The sequence below is a fragment of the Vibrio sp. 10N.222.49.C9 genome (assembly GCF_041474985.1).
GTDB classification, from domain to species: Bacteria; Pseudomonadota; Gammaproteobacteria; order Enterobacterales; family Vibrionaceae; genus Vibrio; species Vibrio crassostreae_C.
Window position 1 is genome coordinate 43,078 of record NZ_JBFRVD010000022.1, and the last position, 21,644, is coordinate 64,721.

19 protein-coding genes are annotated in these 21,644 nt (G+C 44.9%); 8 read left to right on the forward strand and 11 right to left on the reverse strand.

All coding sequences use genetic code 11. From position 1 onward, the window contains the following. Positions 1-85: 85 nt before the first annotated feature. Together AB4585_RS09490 and AB4585_RS09495 are read right to left on the reverse strand one after the other, a co-directional pair. Entirely contained in the window at positions 86-1,423 is a 1,338-nt protein-coding gene (locus tag AB4585_RS09490; RefSeq protein ID WP_372169675.1) for an MATE family efflux transporter, read from the reverse strand. A gap of 209 nt (positions 1,424-1,632) precedes the next feature. After that, positions 1,633-2,502, reverse strand: a complete 870-nt coding sequence (locus AB4585_RS09495) for a GyrI-like domain-containing protein (protein WP_017061552.1) — start codon at positions 2,500-2,502, stop codon at positions 1,633-1,635. Positions 2,503-2,617: 115 nt separating this feature from the next. On the opposite strand from AB4585_RS09495, the gene AB4585_RS09500 reads away from it, so the two are divergent. The 4 genes from AB4585_RS09500 (at position 2,618) to AB4585_RS09515 (ending at position 6,150) form a co-directional block, all read left to right on the forward strand. After that, complete coding sequence (locus AB4585_RS09500; protein WP_017065696.1) at positions 2,618-3,766, forward strand: PLP-dependent aminotransferase family protein; 1,149 nt, start codon at positions 2,618-2,620, stop codon at positions 3,764-3,766. A gap of 314 nt (positions 3,767-4,080) precedes the next feature. Beyond that, a complete protein-coding gene (locus tag AB4585_RS09505; RefSeq protein ID WP_017065056.1) occupies positions 4,081-5,070 on the forward strand; it encodes a rhodanese-related sulfurtransferase in 990 nt (329 codons plus the stop codon). 201 nt (positions 5,071-5,271) lie between these two features. Next, positions 5,272-5,529, forward strand: a complete 258-nt coding sequence (locus AB4585_RS09510; RefSeq protein WP_009846137.1) for a YdcH family protein — start codon at positions 5,272-5,274, stop codon at positions 5,527-5,529. A gap of 96 nt (positions 5,530-5,625) precedes the next feature. Continuing rightward, positions 5,626-6,150, forward strand: a complete 525-nt coding sequence (locus tag AB4585_RS09515) for an N-acetyltransferase (protein ID WP_065583568.1) — start codon at positions 5,626-5,628, stop codon at positions 6,148-6,150. On the opposite strand, the gene manA is transcribed toward AB4585_RS09515, so the two are convergent. The 6 genes from manA to AB4585_RS09545 form a co-directional block, all read right to left on the reverse strand. Next, on the reverse strand, positions 6,147-7,352 hold the full coding sequence (manA, locus tag AB4585_RS09520) for a mannose-6-phosphate isomerase, class I (RefSeq protein WP_372169677.1): 1,206 nt from the start codon (positions 7,350-7,352) through the stop codon (positions 6,147-6,149). The genes AB4585_RS09515 and manA overlap by 4 nt on opposite strands. Positions 7,353-7,643: 291 nt before the next feature. Then, entirely contained in the window at positions 7,644-8,984 is a 1,341-nt protein-coding gene (locus AB4585_RS09525; RefSeq protein ID WP_065583566.1) for an MFS transporter, read from the reverse strand. Between the two features lie 8 nt (positions 8,985-8,992). After that, positions 8,993-10,489 carry a signal transduction histidine-protein kinase/phosphatase UhpB gene (uhpB, locus tag AB4585_RS09530; protein WP_372129844.1) on the reverse strand — a complete coding sequence of 499 codons (1,497 nt, stop codon included), beginning with the start codon at positions 10,487-10,489 and terminating at the stop codon, positions 8,993-8,995. After that, on the reverse strand, positions 10,489-11,097 hold the full coding sequence (gene uhpA, locus AB4585_RS09535) for a transcriptional regulator UhpA (RefSeq protein ID WP_017061545.1): 609 nt from the start codon (positions 11,095-11,097) through the stop codon (positions 10,489-10,491). Before uhpA ends, uhpB begins: the two co-directional genes overlap by 1 nt. 147 nt (positions 11,098-11,244) lie before the next feature. Beyond that, positions 11,245-12,639, reverse strand: coding sequence for a hexose-6-phosphate:phosphate antiporter (gene uhpT / locus AB4585_RS09540; RefSeq protein ID WP_017061544.1), 1,395 nt, complete (start codon positions 12,637-12,639; stop codon positions 11,245-11,247). Positions 12,640-13,045: 406 nt separating this feature from the next. Beyond that, positions 13,046-13,384 (reverse strand): DUF1840 domain-containing protein, encoded by a 339-nt coding sequence (locus AB4585_RS09545; protein ID WP_017061543.1) that lies wholly within the window; start codon positions 13,382-13,384, stop codon positions 13,046-13,048. Between the two features lie 315 nt (positions 13,385-13,699). On the opposite strand from AB4585_RS09545, the gene AB4585_RS09550 reads away from it, so the two are divergent. Further along, on the forward strand, positions 13,700-14,890 hold the full coding sequence (locus AB4585_RS09550) for a GGDEF domain-containing protein (RefSeq protein ID WP_372169761.1): 1,191 nt from the start codon (positions 13,700-13,702) through the stop codon (positions 14,888-14,890). A 25-nt stretch (positions 14,891-14,915) separates the two neighbouring features. On the opposite strand, the gene AB4585_RS09555 is transcribed toward AB4585_RS09550, so the two are convergent. Further along, positions 14,916-15,200, reverse strand: coding sequence for a hypothetical protein (locus AB4585_RS09555; protein ID WP_017061541.1), 285 nt, complete (start codon positions 15,198-15,200; stop codon positions 14,916-14,918). Between the two features lie 157 nt (positions 15,201-15,357). Here AB4585_RS09555 and AB4585_RS09560 point away from each other — a divergent pair, with 157 nt between their 5' ends. Further along, complete coding sequence (locus tag AB4585_RS09560) at positions 15,358-16,230, forward strand: pirin family protein (protein WP_372169680.1); 873 nt, start codon at positions 15,358-15,360, stop codon at positions 16,228-16,230. 197 nt (positions 16,231-16,427) lie between these two features. Here AB4585_RS09560 and AB4585_RS09565 read toward each other — a convergent pair whose 3' ends face one another. After that, on the reverse strand, positions 16,428-16,709 hold the full coding sequence (locus AB4585_RS09565) for a pyrimidine/purine nucleoside phosphorylase (RefSeq protein WP_017069675.1): 282 nt from the start codon (positions 16,707-16,709) through the stop codon (positions 16,428-16,430). 307 nt (positions 16,710-17,016) lie between these two features. On the opposite strand from AB4585_RS09565, the gene AB4585_RS09570 reads away from it, so the two are divergent. Both AB4585_RS09570 and AB4585_RS09575 read left to right on the forward strand, forming a co-directional pair. Beyond that, the gene (locus tag AB4585_RS09570) at positions 17,017-17,481 is read left to right on the forward strand and encodes a DUF2850 domain-containing protein (protein WP_372169682.1); all 465 of its coding nucleotides are present in this window, start codon (positions 17,017-17,019) and stop codon (positions 17,479-17,481) included. A gap of 393 nt (positions 17,482-17,874) precedes the next feature. Beyond that, complete coding sequence (locus tag AB4585_RS09575) at positions 17,875-20,415, forward strand: glycosyl hydrolase family 18 protein (RefSeq protein WP_372169684.1); 2,541 nt, start codon at positions 17,875-17,877, stop codon at positions 20,413-20,415. A 307-nt stretch (positions 20,416-20,722) separates the two neighbouring features. On the opposite strand, the gene AB4585_RS09580 is transcribed toward AB4585_RS09575, so the two are convergent. Next, positions 20,723-21,571 carry an alpha/beta hydrolase gene (locus AB4585_RS09580; RefSeq protein WP_017065066.1) on the reverse strand — a complete coding sequence of 283 codons (849 nt, stop codon included), beginning with the start codon at positions 21,569-21,571 and terminating at the stop codon, positions 20,723-20,725. Positions 21,572-21,644 lie beyond the last annotated feature (73 nt).

Sequence of the window (21,644 nt, forward strand, 5' to 3'; positions counted from 1 at the left end):
CCGATACAAAAAAGCACTCACTAAATTTATCGTGTAAAAATAGTAAAGCGCTTTCATAAAATATTACAGGTGGTGATTAGGTTACTTAGTTAATGGCACCATGAGCGGTATCTTCGACTGGGTAACACTTCTGCTTAACTTGTGCGATGAACGGATACAGGAACGCAATACGCCCAAGATAGAACAGAGTAAACGCAAGCCACAAACCATGATTGCCCCAAATATCGACGGTGAATGCCTGTACCGCTAAGAATACCAACAAAGTCACGATGCTTGAGTCTCTAACCGGACGCGTGGTTCCCGTTCCGGTAAAGATGCCGTAAACCGTTAAGCCAAAGCCAGCCACTAGCGGGAACACAATTAACCACGGAGCCATCTCTTGGTACAGCGTGACCAGCGCTAGAATATCGGTAAACAAGAAAACAATCATATCTTTAAAAATCAAAGTTAAAAGCGTCAGCGCGGCAATGAAACCTGCCGTCCATTGGAAGTTAAGCCTTAAAACACGATCAAGCATTGAAGGGTTCTTCTGTCCTACCGCCTTACCTGCAAACACACTCGATGCGTTGGCAATACCATCAAACATATAGCTGACAATGAAGGTCACCTGCATCAAGATCGCGTTAGCCGCTAGAACATCGGTACCCAGTTTAGAGCCAGTACGCGCCATCATGTTGAAGAACACCAAGATACAAATGGTGCGAAGCAATAGATCGGTATTCGAAGAGATGATTGTCGATAGGTCTTTCTTGGTCATCTTCGAGCCTTGCAAGAACTCAGAGATCGAAATATTGCTGGTCTTCATCACCAAGGTCACACCAATCGCAAAGGTGGTAACTTGTGCAATCAAACTTGCGTAAGCCACACCTGCGACACCCAAATCGAAATAAAGTACAAACACCGCATCCAAGACAATGTTCAACACATTACCAAACACTTGTGTATAAAGAACGTCTTTGGCTTTCGCCTGTCCCATTAACCAACCAATAATGGTGTAGTTAAGCAACACGAAAGGCGCGCCATAAATCAAAATACTGAAGTAGATATGCGCGTGCTCGGCTACATTGGCTTCAGGCTCTATCACCCACATTGCGCCTTGCCAGATGAGTGGTTGTATCAAGATAAAGATCAAACCCACTAAACCAGACAGCACAAACGGACGCATCAAGCTACCCGCCAAATCAGTGCGGTTTCCCTTACCCAGTGCCATCGCACTTTGGCCCGTGGTACTGACACGGAAAAAACCAAACAACCAATACATGGTGTTCATAATGATGGTGCCGATCGCTACGCCACCAATCAATTCAGCAATACCAAGTTGGCCAATAACAGCGGTATCCACAGCACCTAACAGAGGTTGTGTCACCGTTGAGATGATGAAAGGGAAAGCGATTTTCAGATAATCTTTGTGGGTAATGGTCATATTCTATCGAGTGATATTAAGAACTATTTGCAATTAGAACGAAATGCTATCGTTTAATCCGTACGTTGTCATCATTTACTTAGAGTAGATTATCAACAAAGCATCTTTATCTTAGGCCAACTGCATAAAATCGTTAGCTGCTATTGGTTGTGCTAATTTGTCTCAACAAAAGATCAAAGTCTGGTTCAACAAAACAGCACAACCATCGATTAGTAAAAGCTCACGGGAAGGTAGAAATCGAGTTCGAACACTTCATCGGTGTTGAGAAAATGATTCTGATGATAATGCACATACGCGGGAGTCGAGCGCTGTTTGAAACCAGATGTGGGTAGCCACTTTTCTAACACCATACTGATCTGTGGTAGCAGTTCTCCATAGCGGCCATTTAGTCGAAACACAGCGTGTAAGCCGCCCGGAATCACCATCTGATTAACTACGCTACGATACTTAATCGGCTCATCAATCGCGATACACGCGACATAACGACACTGATCCATTTCAACCCAAGCAGGGTTTGAGTGATGCAAACCAAATTGGCTCGAAAAATCACGCTGTTCGGAATTCGCCCACGCTTTCAATATCAACCACGCATTGCGAATAGAGCGGTTATAACCCGTATGTCGAACATAGGCCGCCATGCGTTCAGGCACTTCAACGATCTTGGGTTCGGGCAATACTCGCTGCGCCACATTCAAATAGCCCGCCGCCACTTCGGGATCTTTCAAATAGGGTTTTTCTGCTACTTGTAAATCGTGTTTACGCCACTCGCCCGGAGACATATTAAAGGTCGCTTTAAATGCTCGACTAAACGAAGACACCGAGCTAAAGCCACATTTATGGGCGATCTCGACCACTGACGAGCTGGTATCAAACATCAATTGGTTGGCTGCATACTCCATTCGAGTGCGTCGGATATATTGATGCAACGACTCCCCGACCACGCTTTTAAAGGTGCGATGAAAGTGCTGTTCTGAATAGGCCGCTATCTCAGATAACTCTTTGGCAGACAAAGGCTGACTGATGTCTTGGTGAATATGGAACAGGACATCATTGATTCGCGATATGTGTTGACGTGACATCGTTTAAATAGCATAAATGGACATGTTTAAGAGCATAAACGGACACGCTAGTTTTTACAATTGCCGTGTAATATCAAGCGATAGAATAAAAACGATAAACGACGAGACACAACACATGGAAATCGCACAGTCATTACAACAGATTCAATCTTCATACATTCGAGAGATCCTCGCAGCCGCAAGTGATCCAAATGTCATCTCATTGGCCGGCGGTTTACCGGACGAGAAAACATTCCCAATCGATTTAATGAAGCCAACGCTAGAAAACCTAGCGAACATGCCTGAAGTTTTCCAATACGGCTCTACTGCCGGTTACGGCCCGTTGCTTGACCACCTAACACAAAGCTACCAATTGCCAGAGTCACACACGGTAATGATTTGTACTGGCTCTCAGCAAGGTTTGGATTTGATTGCGCGTGCGTATGTCGATCCAGGTGATGTGGTTGTGATGGAAGCGCCAAGCTACTTAGGTGCGATGCAGGTGTTTGGCCTAGTTCAAGCAAACATTGCGACCGTGTCTCAAACCGAATTTGGGCCGAATCTAGATGAATTGGAAACATGCTTTGCACAGCAAGCGCCAAAAATGTTCTACGCGGTGCCTGATTTTCACAACCCAACCGGTGTGTGCTGGGCAACAGAAACTCGTCAAAAAGTGGCTGAGCTGTGTATCAAATACAACGTGGCATTCATTGAAGATGCGCCATACCGTGAGCTACGTTTCACAGGCACAGAGCTGCCGTTGGTTTCTTCGTTCTGCCCTGATAACTCTATCGTTCTTCGTTCATTCTCTAAGATTGCATCGCCAGGTCTACGTATTGGCGCGGTAACAGGCAAACGCAGCTACCTTGAGCCACTGATCAAAGTGAAGCAAGGCGCGGATTTACACTCAAGTGTACCTATGCAAGCGCTGCTTGTTGGTCTTCTAAAACATGAAGATTTTGGCGTACACATGGAAAACATTCGCACTCTGTACAAGTCTCGTTATGAAGTGCTGTTCTCAGAGCTAGAGAAACAACTGCCTGCAGATTGCGTGTTAAAAGCCGTAGATGGCGGGATGTTCATTTGGGTTGAGATCCCAGAGTGCGACACCTTCGAACTGGCGAAAACCTTGCTATCGAATGGCGTGGCGGTTGTACCAAGCCCAGTATTTTATCCAAAGGCCGATGAAGCAAAAGCCGCACTGCGCTTAAACTTCACTAACGCCAACCCAGAAGAATTAACAGAAGCGGTGAAACGCTTAGCGGAAGTACTTAACCAAGCGTAATCGCTGATTAAGTCAGACAGATTCAATACCAAGGCCCTGATGTATTTTTACAGCAGGGCCTTTTTGGTTTGGGAATACGTGTTGTAATTCGAACCAGATAAAACGGTTTCATTGCATTTCTTAGTCCAAAAGCCACACTAATAACAATGCTAAATAGCCCTACTTTTGGTTGGTTTTTGTCCTTCCTTGGCTTGGTTATACTGCGGCGGATTTTAATAAGCCAATATGGGCAAACCTGAGTAAATCAAACTCAGTATGTATCATAAAAGGCAACCGCTCTGGATTTACGTTCCAGCTCGCAGAAAGGAAAAACCATGTCTCAATATGTTGTATGTGCTCTGTATAAATTCGTAGCACTTGATGATTACCAAGAAATTCGCCAGCCACTCACTGACGTGTTAGAAGCCAACCAAATCCGCGGTACTTTGTTACTTGCGAGTGAAGGTATCAACGGTACCGTTGCAGGTAAGCGCGAATCGATCGACGCCCTTCTTCAATGGTTCAAACAAGATTCTCGCTTGGCTGATGTTGTTTACAAAGAGTCGTTCAACGAAGAACAACCATTCAATCGCACCAAGGTTAAGCTTAAGAAAGAGATCGTAACCATGGGCGTTGAGGGCATCGACCCACGCCATGTTGTTGGCACTTACGTGAAACCAAACGAGTGGAACGCATTGATCTCTGATCCTGATGTGATTCTGGTTGATACTCGTAACGACTACGAAGTGGACATCGGCACCTTCAAAAATGCTGTAAACCCAAACACAGAAACCTTCCGTGAATTCCCTCAATACGTTGAAGACAACCTTGATCCTAAGAAGCACAAGAAAGTTGCGATGTTCTGTACTGGCGGTATTCGTTGCGAAAAATCAACAGCCTACATGAAAGAGCAAGGCTTTGATGAGGTTTATCACCTTGAAGGCGGCATTCTTAAGTACCTAGAAGAGGTACCTGAAGAAGAGAGCATGTGGGAAGGCGACTGCTACGTATTTGATGGTCGAGTTGCAGTAAACCACCAGCTAGAAAAGAGCGGTTACGATGTGTGTAACGCGTGTCGCCTGCCAATCACTGACGAAGACAAAGCCTCTAAACACTTCGAGAAAGGCGTAAGCTGCCCTAAGTGTATTGATAAGCACAGCGACGAGCAGAAAGCCCGTTTCCGTGAACGTGAAAAGCAAGTTCAACTGTCGAATGCTCGTGGCGAAACCCACGTAGGCGGCGAAGCTGCTCACCTTATCGAGCAACGCAAAAAAGAGAAGCTTGCACACAAAGAGCAGCAACGCTCTGGTAAGAAAGCAAAGTAAACTTTCTGCTTTAAACTCTTATAGTTCTAAACATATAACTATAAATAGTTAGCTATATACATACAAAAGGGCGCAAGTTCGAGGATAATCCTACGAGTTTACGCCCTTTTTTGATCGCTTTACGGCTTTGTGTTTTGAACCACATTTCTTTCGAAAAATTGCTTCTATACTGTTAATAATTCGACTAGAGAGGAAGTGCCAATGCTCAATGAAAACCATGCCTTTATCTTAGATTTCCCAGATCTTAAATTAGACATTGTTCAGCTCAACCACGACGACGAAAAATTCAAAGCAGACATGCAGAAATACCACCAACTCGACTACGACATCCGTCAGCTAGAAATCTCTGGCAGCCCTATCGATGACGACAGCATGCACAACCTCAAAGTAGAACGCATGGAGCTAAAAGACTCGCTACACAAACAGCTCACACGCCATCACGCGCTTAAGATCGTATAGAAAAATCAATCCAAGACTTTATTCTTAGCCATGCATCACGCATGGCTTTTTGGTTTCATCACTTCGCAAATCTAAGCTAATTCGGCTTCTTCAATTATGTTACTGTTTGCTTATTCAAAGGCGTTTGATAAGGAAGCGGTAAAAGTGGCAATGAAAGAAGAGAACATACAACTCCAACTCGCTTCAAATTCTGAATTCGATGAACTGTTTGCGTGTGTTAAACAAGGTATCTTCATACACGTAGATAGCGTTTTCGGCTGGGATGACGACTTTCAACGTCAACGACTTTTAAACGAATACCATCCATCTTGGTTTCATTGGGTATATCGCGAAAATAAAAGAGTGGGGCTCGCCTGCTTTAAACCTTATGACAACGCATACCATATTCATTTGCTGATCATTTTCCCCCAGTACCAAGGTCGTTCGCTTGGCAAGCAAGTCATGACTCTCATACATAAAAAAGCTATGGCAGAGCAACTTAGTCAAGTCACTCTATCGAGTTTTAAAAGTAATGCTCGTGCTATTAACTTTTATCAATCGCTTGGCTATCACGTTGTTGATGAAGGAGATGATGATTTTGTGGGGATGGAGCTCAATCTATACCACAAACACCATCTCTAATTAAACGCCCTAGCCACTCGCCCATTACTGCTCAGTACATAATGACCAATATAAGCTGGGATAAATACCGATTGCCCTTTGGTGAGTGTTAGGTGTTCACCTTTCTGACTCATTAACGTTAAATCATCATCTATCGCCATTAAAATTTCAGCACCGCTTGTGATGACTTCTTCTTGCTTTGGGCGATGAAAAATATTGAAATCAAAGTCACTAACTGGGATATCATAGCGATCACATTGACCTAACTTTGAAGGTGCTAACAACAAGCGTTCGAACGGGATTGGTGTAAACTCTGTGCAGGCAACCAACTCAGCGACATCAATGTGTTTTGGCGTTAAGCCAGCTCGCAGCACATTGTCTGAATTGGCCATAATCTCGAGCCCAGTCCCCTTGATGTATGCGTGCGGAGTGTTTGCATTCAAATACATCGCTTCACCCGGCCGTAGTGTGATCAAGTTAAGCAGCAGAACGCAAAACAAACCGATATCATTCGGGTACTGGTGGCTAAGCTCAGTAACCAAAGCAAACTCAGATTGACCTTGGTGAGCGGCTGCGTAAGCCAGAAGTTGCTCTAATGCTCGGTGTTTACGTTGGTCGTCCAGAGTTAATAAATCACGGAAAAACGCCTCTAAACCTAGAGAATCAAGGTGGTTGCCAAACTCTTCAACTAAACCAGCCAGCTCGCTCGAATTCAACTTTCTGAACAACCCTAATATTTCATCGAATTCTCGAAAGCCATTCATTGCTTGATATTCAGTGATCGCGTAAACCAATTCAGGTTTGTGGTTAGAGTCTTTGTAATTACGATGTCCTGCAGTCAGAGGGATTCCTGCTTGCTCCTCTCTTGCAAAGCCAACCTCTGCTTGGCGCTTGTTTGGGTGAACCTGAACAGACAACGCTTTTTCTGCTGCCAAGATCTTAAACAAGAACGGCAGTTCACCAAACTCCTGCGCAATATCGCTTGATAGATAGGCCGGTTTATTCTTGTTAATCAGCTCAGAGAGAGGCACCAAGTGCTGGTCAAGCTTAACCATTGAGCAACCTTTTGGATGCGCTCCCATCCAAACTTCCGCTTGCGGCTCTTGTGACTCATTCTGAAAGCCAAACAGTTCACGTATCGAAGAAATGCTCCCCCATGCATAATTTTGGATGGTGTTTTCCATTGGGAAAAATGAGTGTTCTGAGAGGTGGCTGAGTGGCATGGCGTTTTCCGTAGTGAGCCCTTTGAACACAATTCAGAGAGCTGATTTCTAATAACGTAAATAATTAGAAAGACTACAGAGCTCGGCTAGAACCCACATGAGATGAGGTCTTAGACGCAATAGGAAAAATTCTTAGAAACAGGTGAGACCGATGAAAAGCGTGAAAATAGTCACATTTGAATATCACGAGTAGAAAGCGCTGAGAATAAGATAGCGGCTTGTATCGCACTGATTACAGCAGCGATACAAGCATCTGAATACAAACACTAGTGACTATCTTGTTATCGTTCCTTAAAAACCAGAGCGAGCTTCTGCACTTTTCTGAGGTGATTGAGCTTGTAGGAAAGGCAGTAACAGCAAGCCAATAACGGCCGCACAAGTAGAGATGGTAATGAAGAACCCACTCCAGCCGTAAGCTTCTAGAACGAGCGCTAATGGGTAACCAGAAAGTGCTGCTCCCATATAAGCAAACAAGCCAACAAAACCTGTCGCCGCCCCGGCAGAGTCTTTATGTGAACATTCCGCCGCCGCCATGCCAATAAGCATTTGAGGGCCAAAAACAAAAAAGCCAACGCAGAATAGCCCAGCCGCTTGAAACACAAAGTTGGTTAAAGGCATAAGCCATAAAGCCGAAACCGAAAGGAAGATGCCAATCGCAAACAAGATGTTCATTGGACCGCGGTTGCCACCAAACAACCTATCCGATCCCCACCCAGCAACAAGTGAACCAACAAAACCTCCTATCTCGAACAGAGACAAGGCAGCGTTGGCGTTGATCAAACTGTAATCGTGTTCTTCGGTGAGGTATAAATTGCCCCAGTCGTTAACTGCCGTTCTTACGATGTAAACCAACACATAACTAAAGGCGAGCAACCAAATGTACTTATTGCTGAACACATAGGTTTTCAGGATCTCTCGATAGCTTAACCCTTGCCCATGGCTCTCTTGCGCTAATTCCAGGTGATCACTGCGCCACTTCCCTACCGTCGGAAGTCCCATGGTGGTGGGCTTGTCACGTAAGCGCCAGCAGACAATAAGACCGATAAAAACACCAATCACACCCGGCCAGATAAACCCAGCTCGCCAACTGAACTGCAGCGTTAGATAACCCACAAGAATAGGGATAAGCGCTCCACCAACGTTGTGCGCTGTATTCCAGATTGCCCAGCGAAAGCCTCTTTCGGAGCGAGAATACCAAGTCGTCAATAACTTGGAACACGATGGCCAGCCCCAACCTTGGAACCATGCATTCAGTACCCATAGCGAGATAAAAGCCGCTAACGAACTCGAAAAGCCAAACGCGATGTTTATCAGACCAGTCGCGATTAGGCCAAGCCCCATGAAGTAACGAGGGTTCGACCGATCCGATATCGTGCCTGAGATAAATTTCGATAAGCCATAAGAAAGATAAAAGAGCGTGCCAATTAAGCCGATATCGCCTTTGTCCAAACCTAGATCGGTGATCATTGCAGGCGCGGCGTAATTAAAGGTTTTACGAGTGAAGTAAAAACCCGCATAGCCGACATACATTCCTATCATGATGTGAAGGCGCCAATAGCGATAACTCTGATTGACCTCATCATCAGTTAGAGCATCACTCTCTGACGTTGTTGAGCGCAGAAATCCAAACATATTCGTTCTCACACTTTAGGTAATGTAACGCTGATATTGGTACCCGAAGATGAGCCATTAGCGTTGATTGTCATCTTGCCGCCGAGCGCCTGAACACGCTCTTGCATACCGCGAACACCCATTCCTTTGAGAAGATCTTGCGCTGTAAAACCAATGCCATTATCTGATATCTGAAGATAAGCCTGGTCACCTAAAAGCAGTTCAATTCTGATTTCGCTCGCGTTGGCGTATTTAGAGGCATTGTTTAGAGATTCTTGGCACAGCCTGAAGATAGTGACCTTAAGCGTGTCACTCAAACACGAGTAATCACCTTGCCAATTTAACTGAATATCAACGCCGTGATCCGAAAACTCCATCTCTCGAATAAGCTGTTCCACGGAATCTTTTAGGTCCAGATCGTCCAGCATCTTAGGTCTTAATTTTGTAAGTAGACGTTTGGTGGTGTCATAAACATTCAAAGATAATGATTCAATGGTACCCGCACAGCGAACGCTCATCTCAGCCGCGTCGACACGTTTAATAATGCTTGCCTGAGTACGAATTGCCGTGATGTTTTGGCCGATTTCATCATGCAACTCACGCGCAATATCACGACGAACTGACTCTTCAGCGGTAACTAACTGACGTGAAAGGTTTTGATTTCTGGAAAGCTCACTGCGTAATTTCGAGTTGAGATCTTTCTGCTTTTGAACCGCTAAACCAAGCAATATACCAGTGATGGTTTGAGCAGATAGAGACAAGAGCAAATCGGTAATTTCGAGTTTGGACGTTCCACTATGAGCAGCAATCAGCGCGACACTATTTAGCATTGTTGCAAGCAGAGCGCCTTGCCATCCGTAACGAACGGCCAGCAAGATAATAGGGATCGCCATACAGAATGGGGCAAAGCGCCTTAGCTCATCAGGCAAACTGGTTTGTATCAAAATACTGGCGACCAACAAGACGCTATATAAAGCGATGTGACGGATTTTGAACTCTACAACATTATGGATTAAGTAAGAGCCCAGTGGTGACCACTTGTTTTGGAATAGATAGTTCCAGACTAGATAACACATCGGCACCAGCATCAGTCCGCCAGTAATACTCACCAACCACACCATGTAAACAGCCGGAACATGAGAACCCACAACGGCAACATTAATGAATGCTGTGACCATGATTAAGCTCGCCATCACTAACAAGTGACGATTCTGGTCACCAGAATAATAACGCTTGGCAATTAGCGTGGCAGGAATACTCAATCCACTGGCGATGAGTATCGTCAGCCATTGAGGTTCATCAAGCAGCAGAGCTAAAGCGATCGCAAGCCCCCACTCGGCAATATAGATAGCAGGCCAATAGTGAGTGCGAGTGTGCAGCGTCATTCCCAATCGAAGTGAAAACGGGAAAAGCAGAATGGCTAACTCAGGGTCATTAATAAAATAGAAGGCAATAACCCACAAACAGAACCATGCACAACCAGCCATAAAAACCCCACACAGGGAGGTGGCTAGGTAAGAACGCATTAATACTGGTCTTGTGTAAACAATTTAGCTAACTCGACGTTGTTCTTAACATTGAGTTTGTCCATAGCATTGGCACGGTGTACATGCACCGTTTTATGGCTAACCCCTAGCTCTACGGCAATAGATTTTACATCGAGCCCTGTCGCCAATAACTGACACACTTCGCTTTCTCTGCGGGTGAGCTGATTTAAAGAGGCTTTATTCTTCATGGGCGTCGCAAGCTTTATGGCGATATCGGGCGTGAGATAACAGCCACCATTTGCGCTCGTGTGTACGGCTTGGATTAACTCATCAGGGCTACAGCGCTTGCTGAGATAACCTTTGGCTCCTAACTCTAATGACTTCTCAACCATCGCCGGCGAGTCATGAACGCTCAACATGATGCTGGCAATGCCAGATGGAATCTCTTCCAATAAGCTCAGGCCACTTTCGTCTTGCATTGAGATATCTAAGATCACGACATCAGGGTGACAACTTGGCAATCCTAGGCGCGCTTCTGCCGCAGAGTTGAATTCCCCCACGACCGTAATATCAGCTTCAAGACTGAGTAATTGAGCAAAGCCAGATCGAACAATGACGTGGTCATCAACAAGCGCAACATTAATCATGATATTAACCAAAATTAAGAGTAAGAAAGAAAAATAGCCCCAACAGGAGCTATCTAAAATTAAGTTTATTAATAGAGATGATACTGAATCGAACTAACGATTGGTATGATCTCACGTGCTTTAAACCAATAAAGCACGTGAGACTCGCTACGCGTTTTGAGACGCTAAGTGTATTTTCTTAGCGTGGCGAATCTTCTTCTCTTCCGCAACCGCAACGAATAGCAGTAACACGATACAAATGGCAGCTGACGTATCAAGCGCTGCGAACGTGCCTTTCCAACCCGTTAAGCCAAAAATAGGTGTGCCGTCTGCAATCATACCTAGGCCAAGTTTGGCAAAGCTGTCACCAATTAAGTAAGCAAATGTACCTTTCACGCCATCCGCAACGCTGATTGCTTTCTTAGGCACGAAACCTACTGCAGCAACACCAATCAGCAACTGAGGACCAAATACTAGGAAACCAAGCACAAACAGTGATGCTAGGTACATGAACTCACTGGTTGCATGCTGGTAGAACTCTAGCGAAACGATAATCAGGCCAAGCGATACACAAGCAACCAAAGCACGGCGTCCGTTCGCAAGGTCTGACAGATAACCCCACATTAACGTACCGACCAGTGCACCAACCTCAAACAGAGTGAAGCCTGAAATCGCGGTTTCTTTTGATAGACCTAGCTCTTGATACGCATAAACGGTAGACCATTGATCGATACCGATACGAACAATGTATAAGAAGATATTCGCGAAGCAGAGCAACCAGATCACTTTGTTTTTCAGGATGTATTCAACAAAGATCTCTTTCTTAGTCATTTGATTTTCTTCAGCAGCCGTATCTTCTTCGCTGACTTCTTCATCAAACAACTCTTCAACCGTACCTAGACCATAGGCTTCTGGAGAGTCATTACCAAAGCGCATACCAATAAAGCCAACCACAATCGCAATGATTGATGGGAACACGAACATACCGATCACGTTGCCATCAAATAGGTAGTTAGCTCCAAACAGAGCAACACCAGCGGCACCTGCGCCACCCACGTTGTGCGACATATTCCAAAGGCCTAAATAAGAACCACGCTTGTTACGAGGCGTCCATTTAGTGATGGTCGAGTAGCTTGAAGGACCGCCGGTACTTTGGAAGAAACCACTCAACGCATAGAAGGCAACCATCAAGAATAAGCTAGCACTGCCACCGCCCATACTGAAGCTGAAGCCCAACATAGCGATACCAGAAAGGACAAGCATGAATGGCAGGAACTGCTTGGTGTTTTTACCATCGGCATAATAGGAAACGACGGTTTTACCGATACCGTAAGTGATAGAGAAACCCAGACCGATAAGACCTAGATCCGTCATCGATAATCCATAAGTAGAAATCATGTCGTTTTGCGCGACATTGAAGTTCTTACGGATCAAATACATGGTTAGATAACCAATGAACACGACGAGGTAAGATTGTAGGAATGGTTTAAACCACATTTTTCTTCTAGTTTCGACCGGAAGATCCAGCGTCGGTTTTCGAACCTGATCTAGGAACTTTAACATTGTGAACTCTCTTATTTTTTGTGAGGTCTGCACGGCATAATTGCGGCCATACATTGTTTGTTAGTTGACCGTGAAATAATAAGGAGTCTAAAAATCGACCGCATGAGAGAGGGTCTTAGAATAACTAGGAAAAATTCTTAGTTCAGAATTGGGAGTCAAGAAAGCGTGAACAGCATCACTTTGTTTACGGTCTGTTATGGATTGATATTACGATAACAAAAGTCACTCATTTCAGGGCTGACGAACCTTGTAAATAAACAGAAACGAGTGGATTACTTCACTAAAAAAACACCAGTATCGGTTCATCACCATAAAACTCCATGGTCATGGTGTGTCCGATACTGGTTCAGCATTCATTCTGATTAAAATAGATTCAATAGGCTTGTTACGTTTCGCGTGAATCGTACTACAGTCGCTTGCCGCTACCGTCTTCCCACATTACTTCACATTCATCTTTGATGGCAGCTTTTAATAATTCAACCAGTGGGAACGCTCGACTACCGATATTAACAGGCGCTTCAACCACCTCTTCTTCATTGTCGTCATCAGTATTTTCATGCTCTACGGACTTGCTCTGCTCTGCTGCAATAGCAGCACGTAGATTATCCAGAGCTTGAGGAACCTCTGAAGCATCCATAGCACCTGGGATGGAGCCGCTATGCCCAAGCATCTTGATGAACTGGAGGCCGACTTCACCAAACATCGTGACACTAGCATGAGCTTTACAACTAAAGGTAATTAACATAATGAGCCTTTCTTAATTTTGGTCGTTTACAAACTATGTGGAGTAACTCTCTGGAAAGCAAGTAGATAAACATCAAACAACGGTTACAAGTTTGATGCTTAAATCTAATCTTCTAGAGATGACCAGCACCATCGGTGATATACATCACTATTTGGAATTGATTGAACAGCCTTTCATATGAAACCTTGATAGTAGTCACACTAAATAGACATCTAAGCCTCTGCATAGCTTGTTATTTAATCTACTATTAACACCATTATCAAAAACTTTGGCACAGATCACATGAAAAGGCTCGTCGGCAGGCACCTAGAAGAAATGGCGGACATACGATCCACCCGCAAGCAAAAAATTGTCCACTCCTTTTCACTGACTGCCGCTGCGTTATTCATTTTCTATACTCGGGCTTACTTCGAAGGCGAGCATTACACGCTGTCAATATTCGAATTGTGCTTCGCCATCATTGCCATTTCTAACGCTTTATATGTAAGAAAAGTCATCAATCCTGAGTATTCCGAATTGATTCTGAGTGGTGTTCTTCTAGTTCAGGGCGTCATCCTATTCTTGTACAGTCACGCCATCCCAGATCGCATCCTCTGGCTCTACCCAATTCTGGCCGCGGTCATTTTCATTAATGATTTCAGAATTGGCATAATCTTCAGCACCTCGTTTTGCCTGTTCATCAGCACCTTGATTACAGCAATGCCCAACAATTTTTCTTTACCATTTAACAGCACACACAGATTTTTCCTTAGCTTATTTACCATGAGCTTGGTGTGCCACACATCCGCCTATTACTACACAAAAGCCGTCAGTTATATTCAACGCCTGTATAAAGAAGGCATTGAAGATCTCGCTTACAGAGATCAGTTAACCGGCTTGGCAAACCGTTGGAGCTTTGAACGCTGGGCGACAGAAAAACTAGCCACCGTGGATAGTGAGCGATCACTTACGGCATTGGTCTTTTTGGATATAGATGACTTTAAAGGCATTAACGACAGCTACGGGCACGATGTGGGAGACAGTGTCTTACAGCATTTTGCCAATCGCTTGAGCAACAACATTCGAACCAGAGACAGAAAAAGCCATGAATACGATTATTCCATCGCGCGCTTTGCTGGAGACGAGTTTGTTCTGATGCTCTACGATGTGCCAACTCGTAAAGATCTAGACGGCATTCTAGATAGGATCTGCGGGCTGTTCGAAAGCGGCTGCCAAACAAACGAGAGAATCAAGGAATTGACGTTAAGTGTTGGGGTTGCTTTGTATCCGCAAGATGCCCAAGAATTACATGAGCTGACGAGATGTGCTGATAAAGCGATGTATGTTGCCAAGCATTCAGGAAAAAACCGATATGCTTATTATCACGACAACCCAGTATCGACCCTGATAGAAGAACTACCAACGAGCCTTGTTAGCTCAGCACCGGATTCATCTGAACTTGAAGATTGCTTTGAAGCGAAGATCGAAGGGAACAATGTTACGCTATTAAAAACGCGCCAACGCTAGCCATTCCTATAACGGAGCGGCGCTGCTAACCTGCAAGGTACATAAGCCAAAGACTCACTAACCCGATCATAATAATCCATATGACTTGACGTGTTCGGTTTGGGTTATTCCCTTTAGGTCGCCTCACCACGGTTTTAAAAGCGGCTTGCTTAGCTGACTGAATAAACGGCGCTTCTATCTCACGTTTTTTCACGCGGCGTTTAACTGCGCTGTTTGCAACCTCTGTAAAGCGCTGGCTTTGCTCCGTTGTAAAGTCGTTATCAAAACCTATCCGACCATGCCTTTCGCCATGTTTTTGCTGAACTGCCATAGCGGCCTCCTTGGCGATATACTCTCTATTGAGTATAGACATAATTTCATATTGTTACCTGTTCAAGATTTTCGAATAAGTCACTCAACGCTGTGCCATCTTCTTTTTAAATCAAATTACATAAACTACAGCTATTCAAGTTTATGAGGGTTTCAAAATGACGAATGTAAGAGCAGTAGATCATTTGATTACAGCACATGCCACCTCAGATGGTGATGGCGTCAAAATCCAACGACTCGCAGGTTTTAATAACGCACGTTTCTCTCCATTTTTAATGATTGATGAACTGAAGTCGGATGAAAGCAAAGACTATGTTGGCGGCTTTCCTCCACATCCTCACCGTGGGATAGAAACGCTCACTTACATGCTCCAAGGTCACTTCCAACACAAAGACCATATGGGGAATGTTGGAGAGCTACGCAGCGGTGGCGCTCAATGGATGGCCGCAGGCCGTGGTGTCATTCACAGCGAAATGCCAATGATGGAAGAAGGTGCGCTGCATGGTTTTCAGATTTGGATAAACCAACCTGCGACACACAAAATGCAGCCAGCTCAGTATCACGATTTCCAAAGTGAAAGCATCGCGGAGCATCAAAGTGAACAAAGTGATTTGTTAAGAGTGATTGCCGGAGGGTTTGAACTGCACAACCAAACTGACAAGGATTCAGAGGCTTTACGAGCGCAGGGTCCATTACAGAAAACAGGTGTGCCATTAAGCGTTGCGGATTGGCGCTCTCATTCTGGGCAAAAAGTCACGTTAGGGACTAATGTTAATCACAATGCCATGACTTATGTGTACCGAGGCAGTATTAAGATCGGCGACAAAGTCATCAACCAAAGTCAACTTGCCCTGCTCACCAAAGCTGAATTGTTGTCTTTAGAAAGCCTAGAAGATTCAGGTGTACTGATTTTTTCTGGTCAGCCGATTAATGAACCTGTCGTGCACTATGGTCCGTTTGTCATGAACTCGATGGAAGAGATTGAACAGACAATTCAAGACTACAACAACGGTGTGTTTGAGACTTACTGATGTCTTGGCTTTGAGCTTTGAAGGTTGAAGAGATTTTGCAACGAACAACGATTTGGTCATCCATTTGATGGCTACAAAAACAAGTGACACTATCCACTGCCGGTTACTATCACTTATTTAACCACGCTCCTAGAGCGTGGTTTTCTTCTATTCAATCAGAGACAAACGATGCCCTGATTGAACAAATTTAGATCTGATTACAAGTACTCACACAGGTAAGCCGTCGCTTCTTTTACCTGTAGGTCGAATGAAGAGTCACCCGCAACGTCAAAAGACTCACCAGCTTGGTATGTCGTCCAGTCATCATCGCCAACACGCTTTACAATCAAAGCACCTTTAACAACGGTCATCTTTTCTGGAGCCGCAGTACCGAACGTATACTCACCAACCGCCATTACACCAACACTCACATCAGCACCAGACTGGTTAAACGCTAACGACTTAACGCCACCTTCAAAGTATGTGTTTTCTTTAATCATTGTACTTCCTTGTTATCTTCAAATTGCAATTATTGAGCTCACCGAGTAAGCCTATGCGTAAATTTAGGTGATAATTGTTTTAACCAATTCGAGACTTTCCTACAAGAAATAAATACGCATAGCTTAAGCATTTCTTGAATTCGCTTTCATTGATAACGTAAATACCAAGGAATCAGGCAAAAAATCGCCAACGCAACCAAATTTATTGGAACATTCGATCCTGCTTCTAACTCTTATAACAATTTTTGCAAACTAAGGTTTTAGTTAATAGAATCTAAAATAATATCAGTGGGAAAATGAAGAAATAATGGCAAAAAAGTCGGTCAAAAGCAGAGATTTATTTGCCAACTCGTTACTCTACAGCTTCCTATTAGCTGGCTTTATGATTGCCCTCACCGCGGGCTATTTTGCTTACCAAGCCCACCAACAATCTGTTAGCCCAAGCAACGTCTATGGCACATGGATAGAGATTGCGGCGCCACCTTACAACACCGATATCCTGACACTTTCAGACAAAGGTGTGATGATGAATCATCGTCTTATCACTACCTCATTCGATTTTGACGGTAAGATTGTCACGATCAACACAGGATCTGGAACCACCGTTTACACCATCAGCGGCACCTATGATTCACCTCGCTTGAAGCGACTAGAGCCAAGCGTACCGTCTCAGCAATTTGTTAAAGAAGGCTACGAAGATACTGCAATTGGTGATACCCATAGTGTCATGCAACAACGACGTGCTTCCCTAGCTGAGCAATTCAAAAGATAAACCTCCTCTTCTCCTTGCTTCCAGAAGCATTAGCCTACTCGTCGATTGGCCTCGCTCGCTCAACACACTTCACTTTGTGATTCTGCTTCAATTCACAGTATTTTCTTATAGTTTGTCGCACCTTTTCATAACTTCATGTTGTGAATTTTCACTTGTGAGATTTTCCTACTGAAGGATGTTTTATTTTATAAAACATGGACTCAGCATCTCACTCATTAAGCAACATAATTGTAACAAGATACAATTTTTTAGTTGTCCATCGAAAACGGATTTATTTTCAGTTATGAAATTAAAACTCTCTCGAATACTGACTGGGAAGCTCCTTCAAAACTGATTGGAGCCGTTTATGGGGCCATTGGGTTCTCGTAATCTTCAAGGAATGAGAGAAATAGTATGATTCGTATAAATACCTGTGCTGCAAGCATTGCTCTAGCGCTATCTGGTACAGCATTAGCTGCTCCAACAGCACCTAGCATCGACATGTACGGTTCCAACAACCTGCAATTTTCTAAAATTGAACTCGCGATGGAAACCACCTCTGGCTACAACCAGATGGTGAAATATCACGACAAAGCAAAAGTCGACGTTAAGTTCAACCAATGGAGCGGAACGTCAGGAAACACGTACAACATCTACTTTGATGGCGTTAAAGTAGCCACTGGCCCAATCACTGGCAGCCAAACCACGGCTTCATTCGAATATGGCCAAGGCGGCTTATTCGAAATGGAAATAGAAGCGTGTGACGAAACAGGTTGTAGCAAAAGCGCACCCGCTAAAATCACGATTGCCGATACAGATGGCGCACACTTAGCGCCACTTGCGATGAATGTGGATCCAAACAACAAGTCATACAACACAGATCCAAACACGGTAGTCGGTACTTACTTTGTTGAGTGGGGTATTTATGGTCGTGACTACACGGTAGATAACCTACCTGCTGATAACTTGACCCACATCCTTTACGGCTTCATCCCAATTTGTGGTCCTAACGAATCAGTAAAATCGGTAGGTGGAAACAGCTACAACGCCCTCATGACAGCTTGTCAGGGTGTTAACGATTACGAAGTGGTGATTCATGACCCTTGGGCGGCTTTCCAGAAAAGCTTCCCTCAAGCGGGACACGAATACAGCTCACCGATCAAGGGTAACTACGCAATGATGATGGCGCTCAAACAGCGTAATCCTGATTTGAAGATCATCCCATCGATTGGTGGCTGGACGCTGTCTGACCCGTTCTTTGATTTCACAACTAAAGCCAACCGTGACACCTTTGTAGCGTCTGTTAAGAAATTCCTTAACACATGGAAATTCTACGACGGTGTGGATATCGATTGGGAATTCCCTGGTGGTGGCGGTGCTGCTCCAGACCTTGGTGATCCTGTAAATGACGGCCCAGCTTACATTGCACTGATGGCAGAACTTCGCGTGATGCTAGATGAGCTAGAGGCGGAAAACGGTCGTACTTACGAGCTCACTTCTGCGATCGGTGTTGGTCACGATAAGATTGAAGACGTGAACTACGGCGATGCTATCCAATACATGGATTACATCTTCGCAATGACTTACGACTTCTACGGCGGTTGGAACAACGTGTTAGGTCACCAAACAGCACTAAACTGCGGTAACTTCATGCGTCCTGGTCAATGTGATGGCACAGGCCTTGATGAAAATGGCGAACAATACACAGGCCCAGCTTACACCACAGACAACGGCATCCAACTGTTGCTTGAGCAAGGTGTTCCAGCGAACAAGCTTGTGGTTGGTACAGCGATGTACGGTCGTGGTTGGGAAGGCGTATTACCATCATCACTCACCGATCCGAGCGACCCTATGACAGGCGTTGGTAACGGCAAACTGAAAGGCAGCTCTGCGCAAGGCGTATGGGAAGATGGCGTTATTGATTACAAAGGCATTAAAGCAAACATGCTTGGCGCGAATAACCAAGGCATCAACGGCTTCGAATATGGCTACGACGAAATGGCAGAAGCGCCTTACGTTTGGAACCGTACTTCAGGTCAGCTCATCACATTTGATGATGACCGCTCAGTAAAAGCAAAAGGCGCGTACGTTCGTAGCCTTGGCCTTGCGGGTCTATTCTCTTGGGAAATTGATGCAGACAACGGCGACATCCTCAACGCAATGCATGAAGGCCTTGCTGGCGGTACAACAGATCCTGTAAACCGTAAACCAACGGCAGCTGCAGGCGCAGACCAATCAGTTGAAGGCCCAGCCTCTGTTTCTCTAGATGGCAGCGCTTCAAAAGACAGCGACGGTACAATCGCGAGCTATGCTTGGTCACAAGTAAGCGGCACGGCAGTAACGCTGGCGAACGCGAATGCGGCTGTTGTAAGCTTCGATGTGGTTGAAGTCGCGCAACAAGAAGCACTCACGTTCAGCCTAACGGTAACTGATAACGAAGGCGCTACTGCAACTGACACCGTTGTTGTAACGGTAACTCCTAAAGACACAGGCCCAGTCAATACAGCACCAGTTGCTGTGGTTACGGCTCCGGCTGAAGTGAATGCAGGTGATGTAGTCGTGGTTGATGCTTCGGCTTCAAGCGATCCAGACCAAGACACATTGACCTTCACGTGGGATGTACCTGCTGGTATCGATGCAACGGTTCAAGGTGCTTCAGTGAGCTTTGTCGCGGCGGAATACACGCAAGATACAACGCTGAACTTCTCTGTAACGGTCAGCGATGGCACTGATACATCGGTTGCGGCTACTTCAGTGAAAGTTCTAAAGAAAACCACAGGCGGCGGTACGTGTACTAACGCTTGGGATTCAGGCGCGGTTTACACTGGTGGCGACCAAGTGACTCAAGGCGGTAAGGTTTGGGAAGCGAAATGGTGGACAACCGGTGAAGATCCAACAACGACAGGCCAATGGGGCGTGTGGAAAGAGATCGGCCCAGCAAGCTGTGCTAACTAAAAATAGGATTGAGCTAAACACCAACTAAGCACCTAAAAGCAAGGCCAACCAGATAATGTCTGGTTGGCCTTTTTAATGTTTGTTTTCTTAGCTTTGAGCTTACGATCTTTTTACTGGCGTTCTACTGACTTGCGCTCGTTATACCAATCACAGTAAGCAAGTGTTCAAAAATAGCGCAGGAAAAAAGCTTGAGAACAAGGCAGATTTTTTCGATGAGTAGTTATTCTACAATCAAAAAATCTAACGACGTTATCGAGATTTTTAACAAGCTAGGGTGAACAGTTATTTACTACGATTGGTATTAGACTTAGCCAATTAAGTTATCAAAGCTCTCGAACACTTGTGGGCACTTCATTACTCGCCCGTGGCCCTGTCCTTGAGTCGCAATTAAAGTAACGCGACCCATTTCATTAGCCGCACGCTGAGACACATCAAACTTAGTAAACTTGTCTTGCTCATCATGAACGATGATCGTCTGAGACTCACGAAGCGCTAGCTTTCCATAGGGATCAACAGACTGAATCGGGTAGTTAAACTGCTCTTCGACTTCTCCAACTACCGCCTCGAACAGTTTCATTGAGTAACCAGAACGCGCGACGCTGCCAAATAGGTTTTCTAGATAATCCAGTACAGGTGCAATCAGCAATAATGGCTTGTTTTCCAATTTAACGTGCTTACATTCCAACGCAGAAGCCGTGCCCATACTGTGACCGACCAAACCTGCTACCTCACCCACCGAATCGAGAATCGCTTCAAGGCCGTTCACAAACGCAGGAATATGACCATGTACACCATCACTGCCACCATGAGCAGGGTGATCATAAGCCAGAGCCGTAAAACCTTTAGCGGCGATATGTTCCATCAGAGGGAAAAACTGACTCGCAGTGCCAGACCAACCATGAGTCAGCACCCAAACAGGCCCCGTACCCAAAGAATAGGTTTTTAAAACGCCATCACGACCTTTGATTTCACTCTTGATAAGCCCTTGGGGATCAGCATTTTTCTGCTCAGTACGCATTGGAGTGAGCAGCAACTTACGTGCTGTTTTCTTCGCATGACTCGGCGCTAGGATGTAATGAAGATTGGTTGTTGCGCCAATTAAGCTGCGCTTGAAGCTGAATTTGTTCGATGTATTAAAGTAGATTTTGTCACTCATGACCGGTCCTTGTATCGCCATCATCATTGGCGGATCGAGCTCGGCCCTGAAAATCGAACGACCGTGCTATTTG

What these genes read in the sequence shown, in the direction of transcription:
- AB4585_RS09580 (WP_017065066.1), bottom strand. Translation starts at nt 21,571, where the DNA reads ATGAGTGACAAAATCTACTTTAATACATCGAACAAATTCAGCTTCAAG.
- manA (WP_372169677.1), bottom strand. Translation starts at nt 7,352, where the DNA reads ATGCCACTCAGCCACCTCTCAGAACACTCATTTTTCCCAATGGAAAAC.
- AB4585_RS09545 (WP_017061543.1), bottom strand. Translation starts at nt 13,384, where the DNA reads ATGTTAATTACCTTTAGTTGTAAAGCTCATGCTAGTGTCACGATGTTT.
- AB4585_RS09550 (WP_372169761.1), top strand. Translation starts at nt 13,700, where the DNA reads ATGGCGGACATACGATCCACCCGCAAGCAAAAAATTGTCCACTCCTTT.
- AB4585_RS09490 (WP_372169675.1), bottom strand. Translation starts at nt 1,423, where the DNA reads ATGACCATTACCCACAAAGATTATCTGAAAATCGCTTTCCCTTTCATC.
- uhpB (WP_372129844.1), bottom strand. Translation starts at nt 10,489, where the DNA reads ATGCGTTCTTACCTAGCCACCTCCCTGTGTGGGGTTTTTATGGCTGGT.
- AB4585_RS09560 (WP_372169680.1), top strand. Translation starts at nt 15,358, where the DNA reads ATGACGAATGTAAGAGCAGTAGATCATTTGATTACAGCACATGCCACC.
- AB4585_RS09515 (WP_065583568.1), top strand. Translation starts at nt 5,626, where the DNA reads ATGTTACTGTTTGCTTATTCAAAGGCGTTTGATAAGGAAGCGGTAAAA.
- AB4585_RS09500 (WP_017065696.1), top strand. Translation starts at nt 2,618, where the DNA reads ATGGAAATCGCACAGTCATTACAACAGATTCAATCTTCATACATTCGA.
- AB4585_RS09505 (WP_017065056.1), top strand. Translation starts at nt 4,081, where the DNA reads ATGTCTCAATATGTTGTATGTGCTCTGTATAAATTCGTAGCACTTGAT.
- AB4585_RS09525 (WP_065583566.1), bottom strand. Translation starts at nt 8,984, where the DNA reads ATGTTTGGATTTCTGCGCTCAACAACGTCAGAGAGTGATGCTCTAACT.
- AB4585_RS09495 (WP_017061552.1), bottom strand. Translation starts at nt 2,502, where the DNA reads ATGTCACGTCAACACATATCGCGAATCAATGATGTCCTGTTCCATATT.
- uhpT (WP_017061544.1), bottom strand. Translation starts at nt 12,639, where the DNA reads ATGTTAAAGTTCCTAGATCAGGTTCGAAAACCGACGCTGGATCTTCCG.
- AB4585_RS09570 (WP_372169682.1), top strand. Translation starts at nt 17,017, where the DNA reads ATGGCAAAAAAGTCGGTCAAAAGCAGAGATTTATTTGCCAACTCGTTA.
- AB4585_RS09510 (WP_009846137.1), top strand. Translation starts at nt 5,272, where the DNA reads ATGCTCAATGAAAACCATGCCTTTATCTTAGATTTCCCAGATCTTAAA.
- AB4585_RS09555 (WP_017061541.1), bottom strand. Translation starts at nt 15,200, where the DNA reads ATGGCAGTTCAGCAAAAACATGGCGAAAGGCATGGTCGGATAGGTTTT.
- uhpA (WP_017061545.1), bottom strand. Translation starts at nt 11,097, where the DNA reads ATGATTAATGTTGCGCTTGTTGATGACCACGTCATTGTTCGATCTGGC.
- AB4585_RS09575 (WP_372169684.1), top strand. Translation starts at nt 17,875, where the DNA reads ATGATTCGTATAAATACCTGTGCTGCAAGCATTGCTCTAGCGCTATCT.
- AB4585_RS09565 (WP_017069675.1), bottom strand. Translation starts at nt 16,709, where the DNA reads ATGATTAAAGAAAACACATACTTTGAAGGTGGCGTTAAGTCGTTAGCG.